This is a genomic window from Methylobacterium sp. J-067, from assembly GCF_022829465.1.
Classification (GTDB): domain Bacteria; phylum Pseudomonadota; class Alphaproteobacteria; order Rhizobiales; family Beijerinckiaceae; genus Methylobacterium; species Methylobacterium litchii.
This window is the reverse complement of sequence record NZ_JAKSXZ010000146.1, coordinates 577236-597490: the sequence shown is the minus strand read 5'-3', so window position 1 is coordinate 597490 and position 20255 is coordinate 577236. Positions and strand designations below refer to the sequence as shown.

General features: G+C 70.7%; 20 protein-coding genes. 6 read left to right on the top strand and 14 right to left on the bottom strand.

Features of this window, described 5'->3' with window-relative positions:
* Nucleotides 1-23 precede the first annotated feature (23 nt).
* From MKK52_RS26330 to MKK52_RS26320, 3 genes are all read right to left on the bottom strand, one after another.
* Entirely contained in the window at nucleotides 24-254 is a 231-nt protein-coding gene (locus MKK52_RS26330) for a DUF4926 domain-containing protein (RefSeq protein WP_243959558.1), read from the bottom strand.
* 77 nt (nucleotides 255-331) lie between these two features.
* Nucleotides 332-973, bottom strand: coding sequence for a DedA family protein (locus tag MKK52_RS26325; protein WP_243959557.1), 642 nt, complete (start codon nucleotides 971-973; stop codon nucleotides 332-334).
* Nucleotides 974-1063: 90 nt separating this feature from the next.
* Nucleotides 1064-1543, bottom strand: a complete 480-nt coding sequence (locus MKK52_RS26320) for a peroxiredoxin (protein WP_243959555.1) — start codon at nucleotides 1541-1543, stop codon at nucleotides 1064-1066.
* A gap of 159 nt (nucleotides 1544-1702) precedes the next feature.
* Here MKK52_RS26320 and MKK52_RS26315 point away from each other — a divergent pair, with 159 nt between their 5' ends.
* Nucleotides 1703-2323 (top strand): YqgE/AlgH family protein, encoded by a 621-nt coding sequence (locus MKK52_RS26315; RefSeq protein WP_243959553.1) that lies wholly within the window; start codon nucleotides 1703-1705, stop codon nucleotides 2321-2323.
* Nucleotides 2324-2343: 20 nt separating this feature from the next.
* Here MKK52_RS26315 and MKK52_RS26310 read toward each other — a convergent pair whose 3' ends face one another.
* Entirely contained in the window at nucleotides 2344-3339 is a 996-nt protein-coding gene (locus MKK52_RS26310; protein ID WP_243959551.1) for a hypothetical protein, read from the bottom strand.
* A 402-nt stretch (nucleotides 3340-3741) separates the two neighbouring features.
* On the opposite strand from MKK52_RS26310, the gene dnaK reads away from it, so the two are divergent.
* The 3 genes from dnaK (at nucleotide 3742) to MKK52_RS26295 (ending at nucleotide 7722) form a co-directional block, all read left to right on the top strand.
* Nucleotides 3742-5664 carry a molecular chaperone DnaK gene (gene dnaK, locus MKK52_RS26305; protein ID WP_243959549.1) on the top strand — a complete coding sequence of 641 codons (1923 nt, stop codon included), beginning with the start codon at nucleotides 3742-3744 and terminating at the stop codon, nucleotides 5662-5664.
* Between the two features lie 122 nt (nucleotides 5665-5786).
* Nucleotides 5787-6938: a molecular chaperone DnaJ gene (gene dnaJ / locus MKK52_RS26300; RefSeq protein ID WP_243959547.1), complete on the top strand. Its 1152-nt coding sequence runs from the start codon at nucleotides 5787-5789 to the stop codon at nucleotides 6936-6938.
* Nucleotides 6939-7068: 130 nt separating this feature from the next.
* The gene (locus MKK52_RS26295; RefSeq protein ID WP_409564745.1) at nucleotides 7069-7722 is read left to right on the top strand and encodes a class I SAM-dependent methyltransferase; all 654 of its coding nucleotides are present in this window, start codon (nucleotides 7069-7071) and stop codon (nucleotides 7720-7722) included.
* Here MKK52_RS26295 and MKK52_RS26290 read toward each other — a convergent pair.
* Nucleotides 7719-8483, bottom strand: coding sequence for an NAD kinase (locus MKK52_RS26290; RefSeq protein ID WP_243959544.1), 765 nt, complete (start codon nucleotides 8481-8483; stop codon nucleotides 7719-7721). The genes MKK52_RS26295 and MKK52_RS26290 overlap by 4 nt on opposite strands.
* 129 nt (nucleotides 8484-8612) lie before the next feature.
* Here MKK52_RS26290 and cutA point away from each other — a divergent pair, with 129 nt between their 5' ends.
* Nucleotides 8613-8945 (top strand): divalent-cation tolerance protein CutA, encoded by a 333-nt coding sequence (cutA, locus tag MKK52_RS26285; RefSeq protein WP_243959542.1) that lies wholly within the window; start codon nucleotides 8613-8615, stop codon nucleotides 8943-8945.
* Here cutA and MKK52_RS26280 read toward each other — a convergent pair.
* The 3 genes from MKK52_RS26280 to MKK52_RS26270 form a co-directional block, all read right to left on the bottom strand.
* A complete protein-coding gene (locus MKK52_RS26280; RefSeq protein ID WP_243959540.1) occupies nucleotides 8924-10048 on the bottom strand; it encodes a glycosyltransferase family 2 protein in 1125 nt (374 codons plus the stop codon). The two genes, cutA and MKK52_RS26280, sit on opposite strands and share 22 nt — an antisense overlap.
* Nucleotides 10049-10056: 8 nt before the next feature.
* Nucleotides 10057-10800, bottom strand: a complete 744-nt coding sequence (locus MKK52_RS26275) for a lysophospholipid acyltransferase family protein (protein WP_243959792.1) — start codon at nucleotides 10798-10800, stop codon at nucleotides 10057-10059.
* A gap of 77 nt (nucleotides 10801-10877) precedes the next feature.
* Complete coding sequence (locus MKK52_RS26270) at nucleotides 10878-12419, bottom strand: phytoene desaturase family protein (protein WP_243959538.1); 1542 nt, start codon at nucleotides 12417-12419, stop codon at nucleotides 10878-10880.
* 382 nt (nucleotides 12420-12801) lie between these two features.
* On the opposite strand from MKK52_RS26270, the gene MKK52_RS26265 reads away from it, so the two are divergent.
* Complete coding sequence (locus tag MKK52_RS26265) at nucleotides 12802-14481, top strand: methyl-accepting chemotaxis protein (RefSeq protein ID WP_243959536.1); 1680 nt, start codon at nucleotides 12802-12804, stop codon at nucleotides 14479-14481.
* 5 nt (nucleotides 14482-14486) lie between these two features.
* Here the strand turns inward: MKK52_RS26265 and MKK52_RS26260 are convergent, their stop codons facing one another.
* The 6 genes from MKK52_RS26260 to croR form a co-directional block, all read right to left on the bottom strand.
* Nucleotides 14487-15695 carry an ABC transporter permease gene (locus MKK52_RS26260; RefSeq protein WP_243959534.1) on the bottom strand — a complete coding sequence of 403 codons (1209 nt, stop codon included), beginning with the start codon at nucleotides 15693-15695 and terminating at the stop codon, nucleotides 14487-14489.
* Nucleotides 15692-16684, bottom strand: a complete 993-nt coding sequence (locus MKK52_RS26255) for an ABC transporter ATP-binding protein (protein ID WP_243959532.1) — start codon at nucleotides 16682-16684, stop codon at nucleotides 15692-15694. Before MKK52_RS26255 ends, MKK52_RS26260 begins: the two co-directional genes overlap by 4 nt.
* Nucleotides 16685-16689: 5 nt before the next feature.
* Nucleotides 16690-17127, bottom strand: coding sequence for a DUF2141 domain-containing protein (locus tag MKK52_RS26250; RefSeq protein ID WP_243959528.1), 438 nt, complete (start codon nucleotides 17125-17127; stop codon nucleotides 16690-16692).
* Nucleotides 17124-18713: a phytoene desaturase family protein gene (crtI, locus tag MKK52_RS26245; protein ID WP_243959790.1), complete on the bottom strand. Its 1590-nt coding sequence runs from the start codon at nucleotides 18711-18713 to the stop codon at nucleotides 17124-17126. Before crtI ends, MKK52_RS26250 begins: the two co-directional genes overlap by 4 nt.
* Before the next feature lie 136 nt (nucleotides 18714-18849).
* The gene (locus MKK52_RS26240) at nucleotides 18850-19617 is read right to left on the bottom strand and encodes a TrmH family RNA methyltransferase (RefSeq protein WP_243959788.1); all 768 of its coding nucleotides are present in this window, start codon (nucleotides 19615-19617) and stop codon (nucleotides 18850-18852) included.
* A 62-nt stretch (nucleotides 19618-19679) separates the two neighbouring features.
* Nucleotides 19680-20168, bottom strand: a complete 489-nt coding sequence (croR, locus tag MKK52_RS26235) for a 3-hydroxybutyryl-CoA dehydratase (protein ID WP_243959526.1) — start codon at nucleotides 20166-20168, stop codon at nucleotides 19680-19682.
* Nucleotides 20169-20255: the final 87 nt, after the last annotated feature.

Genomic DNA, 20255 nt, shown 5'->3' with positions numbered 1-20255 from the left:
GAGGAGCGTCGGACGATCACGACTCACGGCGCATGGCGGCCGAGGCGTCTCAGGTCCTGCGGCCGAACGGTCGCGATGGCGCCTTCCGGCTCGGCGAATTCCACGAAGAACGCCTCGCCCTCCCGCCACACGCCCAGGATGGTCCCTTCCCGCCCGACCGGGATCGTGTCCCCGTCGTCGCTGACGACGGGCGCGAGCACGACGACGTCGTCGAGTTCCCGGAACTGGGTTCCGGGCTCGTCCTTCCGCAGCAAGTAAGAAAAATCGACGGACATAGAGGACAGTGTGACGTGCGGCCCCGTCCTCGGCAAGTCTCTCAGGGGCAAGTCTTTCAGGCGAGCGGCCCGGGGATCGCGCTCTCGGCCTTTACGAGCAGGCGCGCCTCGTGGCGGCGCACGAAGGCCCAGAGGGCGATGCCGCCGAAGATCACCAGGGCGAGGAGGGTGAGGCCCACCGGCCCGGCGACCTTCTCGATGGAGCGGCCGCAATAATACGAGCCGAGGCCCATGCTCGCGGCCCAGGTCACGCCGCCCAGCGCGTTGAAGACGAAGAAGCGGCGGGCATCCAGGCGGTTCACCCCGGCGAGCAGGGCCGCGTAGGCGCGCAGCATCGCGGTGAAGCGGCCGAAGAACACGATCTTCCCGCCATGCCGCCGGAACAGGTACTGCCCCAGCTTCAGCCGGCCATGGTCGAGGGCGATCAGGTGGCCGTAGCGGAGGAGCAGAGGCATCCCCCAGCGCCGCCCGGCCCAATAGCCCAGGTTGTCGCCGAGGATCGCGGCCGTCGCCGCGGCGGCGATCACGCCGGCAATGTCGAGATTGCCGGTGCTGCCGGCATAGACGGCGGACGAGATCAGCACCGTCTCGCCGGGGCAGGGCACGCCCGCGCTCTCCAGCGTGATGATCACGAAGATGGCGATGTAGCCGTAATTCGCGATCAGGTCGGCAATGGGCAGATCGTGCAGGAAGGCCATGGGTCCTCGGGGGCCGGCTGCGGGTAATCGCCCGCTGCCTTAGCCCGCAGAACATGGCCTCACGAGGGCGCGCCCGTCAGGGCCCCTTCGTCAGAGTACCTTCAAGAGGGCCTCGGCGCCGGACGCCTCGGCCTTCGAGGGCGATTCCTCGACGTTGAGGATCCGCACCACGCCGTCCTCGACGAGCATGGAATAGCGCTTGGAGCGGGTGCCGAGGCCGAAGCCCGTGCCGTCCATCTCGAGGCCGATCGCCTTGGCGAAATCGGCGTTGCCGTCCGCCAGGAACTCAATGCCCTCGGCCGCGCTCGCCTTGGCCCAGGCGTCCAGGACGAACACGTCGTTGACGCTGGTCACGGCGATGGCGTCGACACCCTTGCCCAAGATGGCCTCCCGGTGCTGCACGAAGCCCGGCAGGTGGTTGCGGTGGCAGCTCGGGGTAAAGGCGCCGGGCACGCCGATCAGCACGATCCGACGGCCCTTGAACACGTCGTCCGTGGTGCGCGCGATCGGGCCTTCGGGGCCGATCACCCGGAAGGTCGCCTGAGGCAGGTGTTCGCCGACCTGGATCATCTGGTCTCTCCGCTGGGGCGGGGTTCCCCGCTGGCTCGGGGCTGACGTAGCGTGGCGGACTAGGCCTGTCGAGGCGGCCGACATCGGCGGGCGGAAATCGAAGCCGCACAATCACGTTGTCCGCTGGACAACACGCCACCTGAAGGCCAGCATACGATCATGCCGACCACCCTTCCTCCCCGGCAGACGGCGCTCTCCGGCACGAATTTCCTCGACGGTCAGTTCCTGGTCGCGATGCCCGGGATGGCGGACGAGCGGTTCGCGCGCTCGGTGATCTACATCTGCGCCCATTCCTCCGACGGGGCGATGGGAATCATCGTCAACAAGCCCGCCACCGACATCAGCATGCCGGACCTGCTGGTGCAGCTCGACGTGGCGCCCGAGGCGGACGCGATCCGCCTGCGCGAGCGCGTCGGCCACATGCCGGTGCTGATGGGTGGGCCGGTCGAGGGGCGGCGCGGGTTCGTCCTGCACTCGGACGATTTCCACATCGCGCAATCGACGCTCATCATCGACGACGGGATCTGCCTCACCGCCACGGTCGAGATCCTGCGCGCCATCGCCAGCGGCGAGGGCCCGGCCAACGCCGTGCTCGCCCTCGGCTATGCCGGCTGGCAGGCCGGGCAGCTCGAAAGCGAGATCATGGCCAATGGCTGGCTCAACTGCCAGGCGGATCCGAGCCTGATCTTCGCGCCGGACCTCGAATCCAAGTACGAGCGGACCCTGCGGGACAACGGGATCGATCCCGCCATGCTCTCCGCGAGCGTCGGGCGGGCCTGACGGGCCGCCCTCTAGAGCCGCTACTCGGGTTCGGGGCCGCCGAACGCGTCCGGGTTCATGCCCTCGACGGAGGGCTTCGGCTTCGGCTTGCGCGGGGCGGCGACCGTCGTCGTGGGCGCGGCGGTGTTGGCGCCGAGCCGCGTCGCCAGCGCCAGCGAGCGGTTCTCCGTGAAGCGCAGGTGGCAGAAGCCGTGCGTGCCCTCGCGGGCGTAGCTCCGGCAGAACTGCTCCCGGTCCGCCGAGAAGGCAGCCTGCTCGGCCACGATCGGGCGGACATCCTCCCGCCGGGCCCGCTGGGTCATCAGCTTGTAATTGTCGCGCACCGACTTGTCGGCGACGCCCCGGGCCGTGTCGAACTCGCCCGCGCGGGGGATGAGCGTGGCGGCCGGCGGCCCCCACAGCCCGACCGGCGTCGTCGCGCAATCGGCGGCCGAGAAGGTGCAGGTCTGGCCGGACTCGACGGTCGTCACCATCACGCCGCCCTCGGCCACGTCCAGCCGCAGCGGGCATTCGGCGGCCGGCGCCTCGTAGCGCGGCACGCCCTCCGGCTTGCCGGCGGCAGTCAGGGCGATCGGCTTGCCGCCGCCGAGCTTGACGCTGCACGTCTCGGTCGGCTGCGAAACCTTCGTGCCCGGCAGGGTCACGGTGGCCGTGAGGCCCGTGCCGGCCCGTTCGAGCTTCAGGGCGCCGGTCGCGCCGTTGAGTTGCAGGTCCTGGTTGAGGATTCCCTCCTCGCTCGGGGCCTTCAGCACCACCGGGGCGCGCGGCACCGGAGCGGGGCGCGCCGCCTCGGGGGCCGCCGATCCCGGCTGGCCCGGCTCCTCCGGCGCGCCGGGGGCGGGGCCGCCCTCCGGGATGCGCTGGGGCGGCACGGGCGGACGCTCCGGCTTGATGCCGAACAGCCGTTCGAGAAAATTCTGCGCCTCCGCCGGGCGGACAGGCGCCCCCAGGGCGAGGCCCGCCGTCAGGGCGGTGAGCAGGAGAAGGCGGGTCGGTCGGGGCTGGCGCGCGGGCAAGGACGGCTCTGTCGAGTGATTTTCCTGCGGGGGCCGGTCTCGATCCCACGGGACAGGGTTAACACGCCATCGGTGGCGCTGACGTGGCAGCGGAGCAACAAATTGCAGCTGTGCGGAAGGGCCTTGCCCCTGGTGGGGGTTGAAAACCTCTGGCGGCCGAAGGCGGTGGCCGTGGAGACCGCGTTCATGCCAAGGCTTCTTGCGGCGTCGGGCGGCGGTTCTTATATCGCCGACGACGCGGGATTATCCGCTGGATTTCGGCCGTTCGCGGCCCTTGATCCGGCCCGGGTCCCGTACTCACATCAGATGCGTCAGTCTCCATCGCGAGTTCTGAAATGCCATGGGCCGAGCTGCTTCGGGGCTCGGCGGTCTGCTTGAACGCGACAGAAGAGGGATCCCACCATGGGTAAAGTAATCGGTATCGACCTCGGCACCACCAATTCCTGCGTGGCCGTCATGGAAGGCACGCAGCCGAAGGTCATCGAAAATTCGGAAGGCGCCCGCACCACCCCGTCGATCGTGGCTTTCACCGACGACGGCGAGCGGCTCGTCGGCCAGCCGGCCAAGCGGCAGGCGGTGACGAATCCCGAGCGGACGTTCTTCGCCATCAAGCGCCTGATCGGGCGCACCTACGACGACCCGATGACCCAGAAGGACAAGGGTCTCGTCCCCTACAAGATCGTGCGTGGCGACAACGGCGACGCCTGGGTCGAGGCCGACGGCAAGAAGTACTCGCCGTCCCAGATCTCGGCCTTCACCCTTCAGAAGATGAAGGAGACGGCGGAGGCCCATCTCGGCCAGCCGGTTACGCAGGCGGTCATCACCGTCCCGGCGTACTTCAACGACGCCCAGCGTCAGGCGACCAAGGACGCCGGCAAGATCGCCGGCCTTGAGGTCCTGCGCATCATCAACGAGCCGACGGCGGCGGCGCTCGCCTACGGCCTCGACAAGAAGAAGGCCGGCACCATCGCGGTCTACGACCTCGGCGGCGGCACCTTCGACGTGTCGATCCTCGAGATCGGCGACGGCGTGTTCGAGGTGAAGTCCACGAACGGCGACACCTTCCTCGGCGGCGAGGACTTCGACAACCGCGTGGTCGAGTACCTGACCGCCGAGTTCAAGAAGGAGCAGGGCATCGACCTGACCAAGGACAAGCTTGCCCTCCAGCGCCTCAAGGAGGCCGCCGAGAAGGCCAAGATCGAGCTGTCGTCCTCGACGCAGACCGAGATCAACCTGCCCTACATCACCGCCGACCAGACCGGCCCGAAGCACCTCGCGCTCAAGCTCTCGCGCGCCAAGTTCGAGTCGCTGGTGGACGATCTCGTCCAGCGGACCATCGAGCCCTGCCGCAAGGCCCTCAAGGATGCCGGCGTCACCCCCGCCGAGATCGACGAGGTGGTGCTCGTGGGCGGCATGATCCGCATGCCGAAGATCCAGGAGGTGGTGAAGTCCTTCTTCGGGAAGGAGCCCCACAAGGGCGTCAACCCGGATGAGGTCGTGGCCATCGGCGCGGCGGTGCAGGCCGGCGTTCTCCAGGGCGACGTGAAGGACGTGCTGCTCCTCGACGTCACCCCGCTGTCGCTGGGCATCGAGACGCTGGGCGGCGTGTTCACCCGCCTGATCGACCGCAACACCACGATCCCGACCAAGAAGTCCCAGACCTTCTCCACCGCCGAGGACAACCAGAACGCGGTGACGATCCGGGTCTTCCAGGGCGAGCGCGAGATGGCGGCGGACAACAAGCTGCTCGGCCAGTTCGACCTCGTCGGCATCCCGCCGGCCCCGCGCGGCATGCCGCAGATCGAGGTGACGTTCGACATCGACGCCAACGGCATCGTGAACGTCACGGCCAAGGACAAGGCGACGAACAAGGAGCACCAGATCCGCATCCAGGCCTCGGGTGGCCTGTCCGACTCGGACATCGAGCGGATGGTGAAGGACGCCGAGGCCAATGCCGAGGCGGACAAGCGCCGCCGTGAGCTGGTCGAGGTGAAGAACCAGGGCGAGAGCCTCGTGCACTCCACCGAGAAGTCGGTGAAGGAGTACGGCGACAAGGTCTCGGCCGCCGACAAGGGCACCATCGAGACGGCCATCACGGCCCTCAAGACCGCCCTGGAAGGCGAGGACGTCGAGACCATCAAGGCCCGCACCACGGACCTGATGCAGGCGTCCATGAAGCTCGGCGAGGCGATGTACGCCGCGAGCCAGTCGGCCGGGCCGGACGGCGCGGCGGCCGGTGGCGAGGCGTCGGCCGAGAAGAAGGACGACGTCATCGACGCCGACTTCCAGGAAGTCGACGAGAAGGACCAGAAGAAGCGGGCTTAATCGCCACGCTCGTCTGAAACTTTACGGGGCCGGAGCGATCCGGCCCCGTCTTCGCTTGTGCGTGCGCACGCTCTCCGTCATCGGAAAGCAAGGCGCGGACGGGAAGGCACCTGAGGGCAGGGATGTCGAAGCGGGACTATTATGAGGTGCTGGGGGTCGCGAGGACCGCCACGGACGGCGAGATGAAAACCGCCTTCCGCAAGCTCGCGATGTCCTACCACCCGGACCGCAATCCCGGCGACAAGGAAGCCGAGATCAAGTTCAAGGAGATCAACGAGGCCTATCAGTGCCTCTCCGACGGTCAGAAGCGCGCCGCCTACGACCGGTTCGGCCATGCCGCCTTCAGCCAGGGCGGTGGCGGCGGGCCGGGCTTCGGCAACGAGTTCGGCGACTTCATGTCGGACATCTTCGACAATTTCTTCGGCGACGGCCGTGGCGCCGGCGGGGCCGGCGGCGCACGGCGCAGCAGCACTCCCGGGCGCGAGCGCGGCGCGGACCTGCGCTACAACCTCGAAATCTCCCTGGAGGAGGCCTTCACCGGGAAGGCCGAGACCATCAAGATCCCGACCTCGATCACCTGCGAGACCTGCTCGGGCTCGGGCGCCAAGCTCGGCTCGAAGCCGCGCCCCTGCGCGACCTGCGGCGGCTTCGGCCGGGTGCGGGCGGCCCAGGGGTTCTTCGCCATCGAGCGGACCTGCCCGAACTGCCACGGGCGCGGCGAGATCGTGGACGACCCCTGCCCGAACTGCCAGGGCGCGGGCCGGGTCAACCGGGAGCGGACGCTCTCCATCAACGTGCCGGCGGGCGTCGACGACGGGTTGCGCATCCGCCTCGCGGGCGAGGGCGAGAGCGGCCTGCGCGGCGGCCCCTCGGGGGACCTCTACGTCTTCCTCTCGATCAAGCCGCACGAGTTCTTCCAGCGGGACGGGGCGGACCTGTTCTGCCGGGTGCCGATCTCCATGGTGACGGCGGCGCTGGCGGGCGAGATCACCGTGCCGGTGATCGACGGGTCGCAGACCCAGGTGCGCATCCCGGCCGGCACCCAGACGGCCAAGCAGTTCCGCATCAAGGGCAAGGGCATGCCGGTGCTGCGCTCCCGCGAGGTCGGCGACCTCTACATCCAGGTCTTCGTCGAGACCCCGCAGAGCCTGACCAAGCGCCAGCGCGAGCTGCTGCTGGAGTTCGACCAATCCGCCTCACCGGAAAATCATCCGGAATCGGCAGGGTTCTTTTCCAAGGTTCGCGAGTTCTTCGGGGGCGCCGCGAAGGCATGAGCCTCCGAACGGTCATGCGCGGACGGCGGCCTGCCGTGGCGCAGACACCCTAGGCGGCGCCTTGACCGGACGATAGATACGTTAGCCTGCCACACACTTTCGACTCTCCACGGCATCGGGAATCCAGGACTTGCCGCCGCTGCGCCACTCCAGTGCAAAGGTCCCCGGCCTCGAAGGCCGTCTCCGTGAGGGCCGCCTCCTCGAGCCCCGCCGCGATCCACTGGAGGACGAAGCGAGGTTCCTGCGCTCGTGGCTGGAACGGCCCCTCGTCACCGGGGCGGTGACGCCCTCGGGCCGGATGCTGGCCCGGACCATGGCCTCCTACGTCGATCCGCAGCAGGATGGCCCGGTGATCGAGCTCGGACCGGGCACCGGCCCGGTGACGGAGGCGCTGATCCGCCGGGGCATCGCCCCGGAGCGGCTGATCCTCGTGGAGTTCAATCCGGATTTCTGCCGCCTCCTCGCCCGCCGCTTCCCCGGCGTCACGGTGATTCGGGGCGATGCCTACAACATCCGCGCCACGCTCGATTCGGTGCTCGCGGAGCCCGGCGCGGCGACGATCTCCAGCCTGCCGCTGTTCACCAAGCCGTTGGAGCGGCGCCTCGACCTGCTCAACGCCGCCCACGACCTGATGCGGCCGGGCGCGCCCTTCATCCAGTTCACCTACGCGGTGGTGCCGCCGATCCCCGCCAAGTGCGAGGCCGGCAGCTACACCGCCGCGCCGTCGAACCGGGTGTGGCTGAACCTGCCGCCCGCGCGGGTCTGGGTGTATCGCCGGCCCTAGCCGAACTGCTCCCGCAGGATCCGCTCGTCCAGGCTGTGCCCTGGATCGTGCAGCAGCACGAGGTCCGTGGTGCGGTCGAGCGAGGTCTCCACGGTGCAGACTCGGCGGAACTCGGTGTGGTCGGCCACCGCCGCCACGGGCCGGTGGCCGGCATCCAGCACCTCGATGCGGATTCGCGCGTAATCCGGCAGCAGCGCCCCGCGCCAGCGCCGGGGCCGGAAGGCCGAGATCGGCGTCAGTGCCAGCAGCTTGGCGTCCAGCGGCAGGATCGGCCCCCCCACGGAGAGGTTGTAGGCCGTCGAGCCGGCCGCGGTGGCGCAGAGCACGCCGTCCGCGATGAGCTGTTCGAGCCGCACCTGCCCATCGACGGAAATCTTCAGCTTCGCCGTTTGGTGCGTCTGGCGCAGGAGGTAGACCTCGTTGATCGCCCGCGCGGTGTGGGCGCGGCCCTCCGTGTCCGTGGCCTGCATGAGGAGCGGATGGATGACGCTGCGATGGGCGTTGTCCAGGCGCTCGCGCAGGTCGTCCTCCCCGAACTCGTTCATCAGGAAGCCGACCGTGCCCCGGTTCATGCCGTAGATGGGCTTCGGCGCGTCCATGAATCGGTGCAGCACCGACAGCATCAGGCCGTCGCCGCCGAGCGCCACGACGACGTCGGCCTCCTCGGGCGAGACGTGGTCGTAGCGCCGCATCAGCAGGGCGGCGGCCTCGCGGGCGTCGCGGGTCGGGCTCGCCACGAAGGCGATGGTCTTGCTGCGCATGACGCTAGACGGACACGGGCCGGCGGATCGGGGTCACGGGCGGGGCTCCCAAACTGTCGAGCGGACCCGCCCGGTTGACGTCGGCCGTCGCGGCACCCACTCAGGGGCACCGCACGATGGAGGCATAGCATGGAGCGCCCGCTCCTCGTCTATACGACCTTTCCCGATGAGGCCTCCGCCCTGAACATCGGCGAGGCCCTGGTGCGCGACAGGCTGGTCGCCTGCGTCAACGTCCTGTCGGCGATGAGTTCGGTCTATGCCTGGAAGGGCAAGGTCGAGCGGGCGAACGAGGTGGCCGCGATCCTCAAGAGCCGCGAGGGGCTGAAGGACGCGCTCTTCGCCGCCGTGAAGGCCCGCCACCCCTACGAGACGCCGATCCTCCTGACCCTGCCGGTGGACGGGGGCGACCCCGGTACACTGGCGTGGATCCTGGAGGAGACTCAGGCTCCACCGACCGGGTAGCTGCGCCCCTTCCACGTCGCCGCCCCGGCGCGCTCCCGGCGCAGCAGCACGTTCCACTGGATCGCCAGCGCCACGGCGATGGAGGCCGGGTGCAGGAGGATCGTCGCCGCCGGCTCGCGGGTCGCGACGGTGATCGCGGCGCGGGTCGCGAGCGAGAGGGCGAGGGCCAGCGCGGCGAGCCACGCGGCCTCCGGCGGCAGCAGGCCGAACAGGCCGGCGAGGACGAGGAGCACCGGCAGCAGGTGGCCGAGGCCGAGCAGCGCCGTCCAGAGGGGCAGGGCGCGGGGCGTGGCGAGACCCTCGTGGGCGTTCTTCGAGAACCCGGCCCAGGCGGCGGGGAAGCCGTCATACATCCGGCAGGTGGCGATGCGGGTGCCCGCCACGAGATCGGTGCGGTAGCCGGCCCGCCGGAAGATCGGCGCGAGGCGCACGCCGTCATGGAGGAAGGCCCGCACGGCGCCGTGGCCCCCGGTGGCGGCATAGGCCTCCCTGTCGAACAGCACGAGCTGCCCGCAGGCGGTGGCGAGCGACGGGTTCGGCAGCCGCCGCATCAGCGGCATCGGCAGGTAGCCGACGAGCAGAAAGTTGATCATCGGCACGGTCAGCCGCTCGCCCAGCGTGTCCATGCGCTGGCGCGGCACGGCGCTCACCAGGGCCGCGCCCGTCGCCCGGGCATGGGCCGAGAGGGCGGCGGCGGCCTGCGGCTCCAGGGTGACGTCCGCATCGATGAAGAGGAGCCGCCGGCCCCGGGCCTGGCTCGCGAGGTGGGCGCAGGCGTGGTTCTTGCCGGTCCAGCCCTCGGGCAGGTCGGGCACGGGGGCGAGGCGCAGGCGCGGGTCGCCGAGGCCGGTGACGATCGCGGCGGTGTCGTCGGTCGAATGGTCGTCGCCGACGATCACCTCGACGGGGACACCCGTGCTCGCCAGCGCCGCGCGCACGGTGCCCGCGATGTTCCCGGCCTCGTTGCGGGCGGGGATCAGGATCGAGACGAGGTCGCCGCCGGGTTCCGGTTCGGGGCTCCTGAGGACGAGGAGGTTCGCCACCGCCAGACCCGCCGGGAGGAGGGCGGCGAGCAGGCAGAGCAGGGCGAGGACAGTCAGCATGGCCTCGCTCAGGGGCTGGGGCTGCGATGGGCGGGGTCGAAGTGCCGGCCGCGCAGCCGGGCAGCTCCGCGCCGCCACAGGTCGTAGAGGCCGCCGACGCCCTTCCGCCCGGCCAGCAGCGGCCGGAAGCGGGCGGGGTCGCGGGTCGTCACGTCGGCGCCGAGGCGGTCGAGGGTATCGGTGAGCGCCCCTTCGAGCCGGGCGAGGCGGTCCGCCCGCGGCAGGGCAGCGAGGTCGGCCGCGCTCATCGCCGGGCCGAAGGCGGCGAAGGCCTCGGCGCCGCGCTCCTCCCAGAAGGCGTATTCCAGGGCGAGGGGCACGAACAGGGCGTCGGGCGCCATTTCCGCCAGCCGGGCGACGCCGGGGCGCAGGCCGAGGGGGCGCACCCGCACGTCCTGAAAGCGGCCCTGCGCGGTGATCCACATCAGGGCGCCGGGCCGGGCGAGGATGTCCCGCGCGGCGGCGAGGAACTGCGCCCCGCCCCGCGGGGTCTCGAGATCGACGCCGAAGGCACCCATCCGCTCGAAGATGCGGTACTTGGCGAGCATCGCCGCATCGAACGGCGCGCGGTGGTCACGGCCGGGATAGAGTTTTCCGGCGAGCAGGATGATCACCGCCGCATCCCACCACGCCGGGTGGTTGCAATAGATCACCACCGGGCCGCGATGCCCCGTCACCGGCGGGGCACTCCACAGCGGCAGGTTCAGCCCGTCGAGATGGCGGCGCAGGTAGCGGTCGAACCACGCCACCATGAACCGCCACAGGGCGGGGGACGTGCGGGGCAGGGGGCGCCGGTCCCTCGTCCCTCCCTGCCTCGCGACGGCCCGGCTCACGCCGACTTGCGCTCGGGCGCCGCCCCTTGCCCACGCGCATCCGCGTCGAGGGCGTCGGCGGCGATCCAGCCGGACATCATCACCATCGGCATGCCGGGGCCGGGATGGGCGGCGCCGCCCGCGAGGTAGAGGCCACGCACCTGCCGCGAGCGGTTGCCCGGCTTGAACGCGCCCATGACCTTGCCGTGCGAGGCCAGCCCGTAGATCGCGCCGTTCAGCACCTTGTAGCGCTCGTGGATGTCCTGGGGCGTCAGGTGACGCTCCACGACGATCCGGTCCTCCAGGTCGGTGAGGCCGGCGGTGCGCTTCAGCTTGTCGAGGATGGTGCGGCGGTAGTTCTGGAACAGCGGCCCGTCCGGGCGCCAATCGTGGTGCGGGCGCAGGTACGGCGTGTGGACGAGGACGTAGAGCGCTTCGCCTCCCTCCGGCGCCACGGACGGATCGGTGGAGGAGGGCGCCGCGAGGTAGGCGGTCGGGTCCGGGGCGGGCTCGCCCTTGCGGTAGATGTACTCGAACTCCTCCTCGGGATCGCGGGAGAAGACGAAGTCGTGGTGGGCAAGGTGCTCGTAGCGCTCCTTCAGCCCGAGATAGAGCACCACGCCCGAACAGGCCGGCTCGGGGTTCTTCTTCTCGAAGGACTTGCCTGGTTCGCCGCCGATCAACTCCTTGTAGGTGCGCACCGAATCCATGTTGGAAATCACGGCGTCGAAGGGCGTGGAGCCCTCGGCAGTGCGCACGCCGCGCACGGCGCCGCCCGTGGTGTCGATCCCCGTCACCTCGATGCCGGGCTTCAGCGTCGCGCCGAGCTCTTCGGCGAGCTTGGCGAGGCCCTCCGCCACGGCGCGGGTGCCGCCCATCGGGTACCAGACCCCCTCGGAGGTCTGCATGTGGGCGATGGCGCAGAGCACGGCCGGCGCGCCGTAGGGCGAGGAGCCGACATACTGGACGAAGTGGTCGAGCATCTGCGCCAGACGCGCGTCCTTGACCTTGCCCCGGATGGTGGAGGCCACCGAGGCGTGCATCCGCAGGGAGAGCACGTCCCGCAGGGTGCCGGGGTTCATGTTCTCGCGGATGTTGATCGTGTCGAACAGGTCTTCGACCGGCTTCCAGAAGAAGAATTTTTCCGAGACGCCGTGCAGATGCTCGGAGATGGAGATGAATTTTTTATAGCCCTCCCCGGTGCCGGGGGCGAAGCGGTCCATCTCGGTGGCCATGGTGGCCACGTCCTGCATCAGGTCGATGCGGGTGCCGTCGTCGAAGAAGCAGCGCCATTGCGGGTCGAGCCGGCGCAGGTCCATGTAATCGTGCACCGAGCGCCCGGCCTCGGCGAAGATGCGCTCCAGCACCCGCGGCACGGTGAGGATGGTCGGCCCCATGTCGAAGCGGAAGCCGCCCTCGTGCAGGACGGCGGCCTTGCCCCCCAGCCAGCCGTTCTTGTCGTAGACGGTGACGCGATGGCCCCTGGCGGCGGCGACGCAGGCGGCGGCAAGCCCCCCGAGGCCTGAGCCGATCACCGCGACCCTCGAATCCTGGCTCATGAACTGGGCACGCTCCGAACGGGCGGGACGAACGGCCCGGCCCTCTCTGGGAAGCTAGACCTGACACGGCGTGGGTCAACGTGCCCTGCCGTCGCGGGAGGGCACATCCACCGGGTTTCGCCGCCGTCAGCATTCGTTCCGGCCCGGATAGCCCTGCGGCCGCCGTCCCGGCTTCGGGCCAGCATTGGGGGCGAAATCTCAGCGAGAAAATCGGATCGAGAATCCGATCGACTGTCAGAAAAACTACACTCGACGGAGCAAGAATTATATTTCAATGGCTGAGTGTTATAGGCCGCGCGATGAGACCGGCAGAGGTCAAGTGCCTTAATCGTTGCTTAGCACGAACGATCTAATTTCCACCCGTCGTCGCAGGATCGTTCCCATGTTCGCCCACGTAACCATCCGCGCCCGCCTGATCGGTGCGCTCCTGGTGCTGCTGCTTCTCGTCTCCGGCCTCGGCGGGTTCAGCTACCTGCGGCTTCAGGCGCTGAGCGCCGCGACGAACGATCTCGGCGCCAACGCGCTGCCCTCGACCCGCGTGCTCGGCAAGACGGCGGCGGATTTCGAATCCCTCCGCAGCCGGCAGCTGGCCTATCTGGTCTCCGGCGAGGAGCGCCGTCCCCAATCCCTCACGCGGCTGAAGGCGAGCCTCGCCGAGATCGACAAGGATCTGCAGGATTACGCCCCCCTCGTGAGCCCCGGCGAGGATGCGCTCTGGGCGGCGGTGAAGACGACGGTGCCGGTCTATTCCGGCATGACGAAAGAGTTCCTGCAACTCCTCCACGGCGGCGACACGAGCGGCGCCAGGGATTACCTGCTCGACGCGATGCTCCCGACGCTCAACGCGGCGCGGGCGGCGCTGAAGGCCGACCTCGACTTCAACGAAGCCCTCGGCAAGCGGAGCGCCCAGGACGCCGCCGAACTCGGGGCCCGGGCCCAGTTCGCCATCGCCATCGTCGTGGCCGTCGCGGCGGCGATCACGCTGGCGGTGGCCTGGATGTCGGTGGTGACGATCTCCCTGCCGATCCGGCGCATGGCGGCGCGGATGGAGCGCCTCGCGGAGGGCGACGCGACGGTCGAGATCCCCCATGCGGGCGAGCGCAGCGAGATCGGCGCGATGGCCTCGGCGGTACAGGTGTTCAAGGACAACCTGATCCGCACGCGGGCGCTAGAGGAGGAGACCGCCCTGGCCCGCCTCGCCGCCGAGGAGCAGCGCAAGGCCGGGATGCGCCAGATGGCGGACGGGTTCGAGGCGGCGGTGGGCGGCATCATCGGCATGGTGTCCTCCTCCGCGACGGAGTTGCAGGCCACCGCCCAGACCATGACCGCCACGGCGACCGAGACGGCGAGCCAGTCGACCACGGTCGCGGCGGCGGCGGAGCAGGCGGGCTCGAACGTCAACACCGTGGCGGCGGCGGCCGAGGAGCTGGGCTCGTCGGTGCAGGAGATCGGGCGGCAGGTCAGCGGCTCGGCGGAACTTGCCCGCCTCGCCGTGGGCGAGGCCGACCGGACCGGCGCCCTGGTGCTGGAACTGAACACGGCCGTCTCGCGCATCGGCGACGTGGTCGGGCTGATCTCGACCATCGCCGGCCAGACGAACCTGCTGGCTCTGAACGCCACGATCGAGGCGGCCCGCGCGGGGGCCGCCGGCAAGGGCTTCGCGGTGGTGGCCGCCGAGGTGAAGACCCTCGCCGAGCAGACCGCCAAGGCCACCAGCGAGATCTCCGGCCAGATCGCGCAGATCCAGTCCTCCACGACCCATGCGGTCGGTTCGATCACCGGCATCACGGCGCGGATCCGCGAGATCAACGACGTGGCCACCTCCATCGCGGCGGCGGTGGAGGAGCAGGGTGCGGCGACCCAGGAGATCGTGCGCAACGTCTCCCAGGCGGCCATGGGCACGGGGGAGGTCACGACCAACATCGCGGGGGTGGCGAGCGCCGCCGAGGAGACCGGCGCGGCGGCGAGCCAAGTGCTCGGCGCGGCCTCCGAGCTCTCGCGCCAGTCGGAGCATCTGGCCCAGGAGGTCGGGCGCTTCCTCGCCACCGTGCGGGCGGCGTAGGCGGCTCAGATCGTCCGGCGCGACACCGCCGTCAGGGCGACGCCGAGGCCGGCGAGCGCCACGGCGGCGAGCACCGCCAGGGCCGGCAGGGCGGCGGGCAAGCCCTCGCCGAGGGCGGATTGATAGGCCTCGATCGCCCAGGCGTTCGGGGTCAGCCAGCCGGCCTGCTGCAGCCAGGGTGGCATGAGGAAGCGCGGCACCATCGAGCCGCCGATGGCCGAGAGGAGCAGCACGCCGAAGGTCGCCGCGAGATGCGCCTGCTGGCGCGAGGCGGCGAGCGCGCAGGCGGCGAGCGCCAGCCCCGCCGCCATGGCCGAGACGAGCAGGCAGGCGGCGAGGAAGGCGGGCCAGTGCGGGCCGATCTCGACCCCGTAGAGCAGCCCCGCCGCGAGGAAGATCAGCCCGGCCTGGATCACGCCCTGGGCGGTGAGGAAGCCGAACTTGCCGAGCACCACCACCGGCAACCCGCCCGGCCCAGCCATCAGGCGGTCGCTGAGGCCGGATTCGCGCTCCTCGACCAGTGAGAGGGCGCCCTGCATCGCCGCGAAGAGCAGGAACACGGCGGTGATCGCCCCGGCATAGTAGCTCACCCGCGCGTTGGCCGTGCCGGAGGCCGTGCTCACCCGCTCCACGAGGCTCGCGAAGGAGAAGGGCTCCTTCTTCGCCCGCTGCTCGGCGAAGGCGTCGTCGAGGAAGCGCCGCTCGTCCGCGCCGATCTTGCCAGTGCGCTCCACGTCCGCGATCACCCGCGAAAGCACCACATCGGGCAGTGCCTCGTTCAGCACCCGCTGCAACTGGCCGAGCGCGATGGGCGTCGCCAGCGCCTTGGCTGGGTTCTCCACCAGCACGATGGGCTGGTCCGCCGGGGCGGGGGCATCGCCGGAAGTTCCGGCGATCAGGTCGCCGCGCAGGGCGAGCGCCACGTCGACCTCGCCCGCCCGCACCTCCCGCGCCACCTCCGCGAGGCTCTTCGCGTCGAGGCGGGTGACGCGCAGCGACGGGTCGGCGGCCAGCGCGTCCATCAGCCGGTGGGTGGCCGGCGTGCCCACGAGGTCGGCAAGGCCGAGATGGATGCGGATCCGGTCGCCGATCGCCCCGGAGAAGATCGCCGCGAAGATCGAGAAGATCACCGTCGGCAGCACGAAGGCCATGACGAGGGCCGCCCGGTCCCGCACCAGCGAGAGCAGCATCACCCGGAAGGCGGCGCCGATCATCGGGTCAGCCCGGCGGTGAGGGGACGCGCGGCGGCCCCGGTCTCGCCCACGTCGCGGGGGCGCAGCGCTTCGAGATAGAGGGTTTCGAGGCGCGGCGAGCGCACCCGCACCTCGCTCACCGGCACGCCCTGGGCGCGCAGCGTCCCGAGGAGCGCTGCCCCATCGAGGCCCGCCCGCTCGCCCGTGCGCCAGCGCAGGCCCGAGGCCCCGGCCGGGGCGAAGCCCGCCCGCCGCAGCACGGCCTCGGCGGCGGCGTCGGGCGCGGTGTCGAGGATCAGCTCCCGCTCCGGCGTGCCGGTGCGCAGGCGTGCGAGGAGGTCGGCCAGATGGCCCTCGCGGACGATCCGCCCCTGCGCGAGGAAGGCCACCCGGTCGGCGAGGCGCTCGGCCTCCGGGAAATCGTGGGTCGCGATGAGGATTGCCGTGCCCTGCTCGCGCAGGCGCTGCAGCACGCCGTGGATCGCGGCGCGGGCGGCGAGATCGACGCCGTTGGTCGGCTCGTCCAGCAGCACGAGGGAGGGTTGCCCGATCAGCCCGGCGGCGATGTTGACCCGGCGCTGATAGCCCCCCGACAGGGTCGCCACCACGCGCCCCGCCACGTCGGCGATGTCCGCCAGCGCCAGCACCCGCGCGACGGCCTCCCGCCGGTCCCGGCGGGGCAGGCCGGAGAGTTGCGCGAAGACCGAAAGGTTCTCGGCCACGGTCAGGCGCGGGTAGAGGGCGATCTCCTGCGGCACCCAGCCCACCGCCCGGCGGGCCTCGCCAGAGCGGTGCGGATCGGCCCCCCCGACGCGCACGCTGCCGGCATCGGGCGTCAGACGCCCGGCCACGAGGCGCATCAGGGAGGTCTTGCCTGCGCCATTCGGGCCGAGCAGCGCCAGGGTCTCCCCCGCCCCGAGGGCGAGGTCGATCCCGTCGAGCACCGTCCGGCCGCGCAGGGCGAGGGAGACGCCGCCGAGGATCGCCACAGGCCCCAAGGGGCGCCCCATGGCGATCAGCGCCTCGGCAGGGCGCGGACGAGCCGCACGCGCAGTGAAACGCCCGGTTCGCGCAGGGTGAACGCCGCCTCGCGGAAATCCGGCCGCCCCCGCCGTCCCGATTCGTTGGAGAAGCCGTAGGGCTCCAGCGGCAGGCCGAGGCCGGTGCGGTCGAGCTGTCCGTTGCCGTTGCTGTCCTGGAAGGCCGCCACCGCGTAGGTGCCGGGTGGGACGTCCCGGAACAGGAAGCGGGCGCTGCCCGAGGCACTGCTTCCCCGGTCGCCCCGGCCGCAGGCGTCGCCGGACAGCCCGCCCTGGCAGAGCGCCACGAGCACGGGCCCGGCGCCGGGCTCCGCCCCATCGACCTCCACCTGGATCGCCGCCGCCCGCGCCGCGCCCGTGAGGGCGAGGAGCAGGGCGACGCCGCAGAGCCGGGTGATGGCGGGGCGCGTCAAGAGGCTTCGCCGGGCGCGGCCAGGGGCGCCGTCTCGGGCAGGCCGGCATTCTCGGCGGCGCGGGCGCCGGCCAGTTCCTCGATAAGGAGCTTGGCCGAGATGCGCGCGCCCTCGTAGATCACCGGCAGGCCGGAGCCCGGATGCGTGCCGCCGCCGACGAGGTAGAGGCCCGGCCCGAAGCGGTTGTGCGGCCGGAACCACAGCATCTGCATCAGGTCGTGGGCGAGGTTGAAGGTCGCGCCCTCGTAGACGGCGAAATCGCTCTCCCACTGGGTCGGGTCGATGACCCGCTCGTAGCGGATGCGCTCCTCGATGTCGTGGAGTCCGAGGAGCTTCAGCCGCTCCAGCGCCAGGGCACGGTAGGATTCGCGGATCGCCGGCCAGTCGATCCCGGCCTTCAGGTTCGGCACCGGCACCAGCACGTAGAGGGCGGTGTGGCCGGGGGGCGCCATGCCGCCATCGGTGTAGCCCGCGTGCTGGACGTAGAGGGAAGGCTGCATCGGCAGCGTCCCCTCGGTGATCTCGCGGATGTTCTGCTCGTAATTCTCCGCGAGCAGGATCGTGTGGTGCGACAGGCTCTCGGGCATTTTGCCCTCGATCCCGAGGTAGAGCATGAAGGTCGAGCAGGAGAGCCGGGCGTCGGCGATCTTGGCGTCGCGCCAGCGGGGGCGGCGCTGCTCGGGCACCAGGGCCTTTACCACCTTGGCGAAGTCGCCGTTGATGACCACCGCGTCCGAGCGGAAGGTCTCGCCGTCCACCACGACGCCGTTGGCGCGGGTTCCGTCGAAGGTCACGCGCTCGACGTCGGCGTTGAGGCGCACGTCCACGCCCATCCGCCGCGCCAGCCCCGCCATCGCCTCCGAGATGGCGCCGCAGCCGCCCACCGGGTGGTACACCCCGTGCTCGTATTCGAGGAACGAGAGGATCGTGAACAGGCTCGGGCAGCGGAACGGGCTCATCCCGAGGTATTTGGTCTGGAACGAGAAGGCGAGCCGCACCCGCGGGTCGGCGAAGTAGCGCTTCAGGTCCCTGTCGACGCTGCGGCCGGGGTGGAGATGCGGCAGGGCGGCGAGCATGGCCGGGCTCGCCATGCTGAGGAAGCGGTGGAACGGCTGTTCCAGGACCGGCTTGAAATAGTCGAGCTTCTTGCGGTTCTCCGTGAAGAACTTCTTCACGTTCTTTGCATCGTCCGGGGCGAGGCGGCCGATCTCCGCCTCCAGCCTGTCGAGGTCTCCGGTGGCGCGGATCTCGCCGGAAATGCCGCCGTCGCCCTCGAAGACGAGGTGGTATTGCGGATCGAGCCGCTCCAGCTTCACGTGGTCTTCGAGGCGTTCGCCGCAGCTGTTGAAGATGTCGGCCAGGATCTGTGGGTAGAGGAAGAAGGTCGGGCCGATGTCGAATTTGTAGCCGCCCGGCGCCTCCACCGTCTTGGTGCGGCCGCCGACCTGGCTGTCCTTCTCGAACAGCGTGACGTGGATCCCCGCCCGCGCCAGCAGGAGCGCGGTGGCCAATCCGCCCGGGCCGGCGCCGACAACGGCGACCCGACGCCCCGAGAGCGCCCTCAACCCTTCCCGCGCCTGAAGCAACGCCACGAACTCCCGTTCAACCCCTGGTCTTGTAGGGCCAAGCTAGAGATAGCGCGTCGAACGGCAATTGCAGCCCATTGTCGCGCGCCGGATTGCGGATGGAACGGAGGTATCCCCCGTTGATGCGAACCCGGAATCATTGTGCGGGGGCCGCGTTCAACCGTCCCTGTACACGCGCCAGCGCATGCAGGACGATGCCGGCCGCCGTGGCGACGTTGAGCGAATCGAAATCTCCCGCCATCGGGATGCGCAAACCCCGCGCCCGCTGGATCAAACCCGCCTCCAGCCCCGGCCCCTCGGTGCCCAGCAGCAGAAGCGCGCGGGCCGGCAGGGGGCGCTCGCCCAGATCCTCCCCCGCGCCGGGGCTGAGCGCGAGGGCTTCGAGGCCGAGCCGGTCGGCCATCGCCAGCCAGTCGGCGTCCTCCGACAGCCGCGCGAACGGCGTGACCAGGGCCGCCCCCGCCGAGACGCGGATCGCCTTGCGGTAGAGCGGGTCGCAGGTCGTGGCATCGAGGAGCACCGCATCCGCCCCGAAGGCGGCGGCGTTGCGGAAGGCCGCGCCGACATTGTCGTGGTTCGTCAGCCCCGCCAGCGCCAGCACCAGGGCGGGGGCCGGCGCGGGTGGTACGATCGCCTCCGGCACGGGCTCGTCTCCGCGCAGGCCGATCGCCAGCACGCCCCGGTGGATCGGGAAGCCCGTCACCGCGCTCATCACCGGCTTGTCGGCCACGTAGACTGGCGCCCCGCAGGCCCCCAGCGCCCCCGCGAGGCCGGGGAGCCGCTCGGGGGCGAGAAGGAGCGATTCGGGCCGGAAGCGCGAGCGCGGGCCGAGGAGCAGCCGGAGCGTCACCTCGCCCTCCACCACGAACCGCCCGGCGCGGCCGACAAGGTCGCGCTCGCGCATCCTCGTGTAGGGGTCGAGGCGCGGGTCGGCCGGATCGTGGATCGGCTCAGGCGTCACGGAGCTCAGACATCGCTCGGCGCGATGCGGCTCTTCTCCATCCGCGCGGCGAGCGGGTCGGCCTCGGCGCGGTTGGGCACCTTCACCCAGGCCTCGCCATCGAGCACCGGCTCGCCGGAGACGGCGCAGAGGCAGGCGAGCCGGGCGCGGCGGCGCTCCGGGATCAGCTCGGCCACCGTCACCGTCACGTCCACGGTGTCACCAATGCGCACGGGGGCGCGGAAGTTCAGGGTCTGCGAGATGTAGACCGCCCCCGGGCCCGGCAGGCGAGTGCCGAGCACGGCGGAGATCAGCCCGGCGGTGTAGAGGCCGTGGGCGATGCGCGTGCCGAAGGGCGTGCGCGCGGCAAAATGCTCGGAGAGGTGGATCGGGTTGCGGTCGCCGGTGATCTCGGCGAAGCCCACCACGTCGGACGAGGCGATGGTCTTCGTCAGGGTCTCGGACAGACCGACTTCCAGATCCTCGAAATACAGGACGCGCAGTTCCGGCAGCATGGCTCGACGGGACCTCCGGTTGCGGCCGCTCGTGGATGTCGGCCGTCTCCCTTAGGGGGTCGCACAGGCGCGGCGGCGAATCCACCC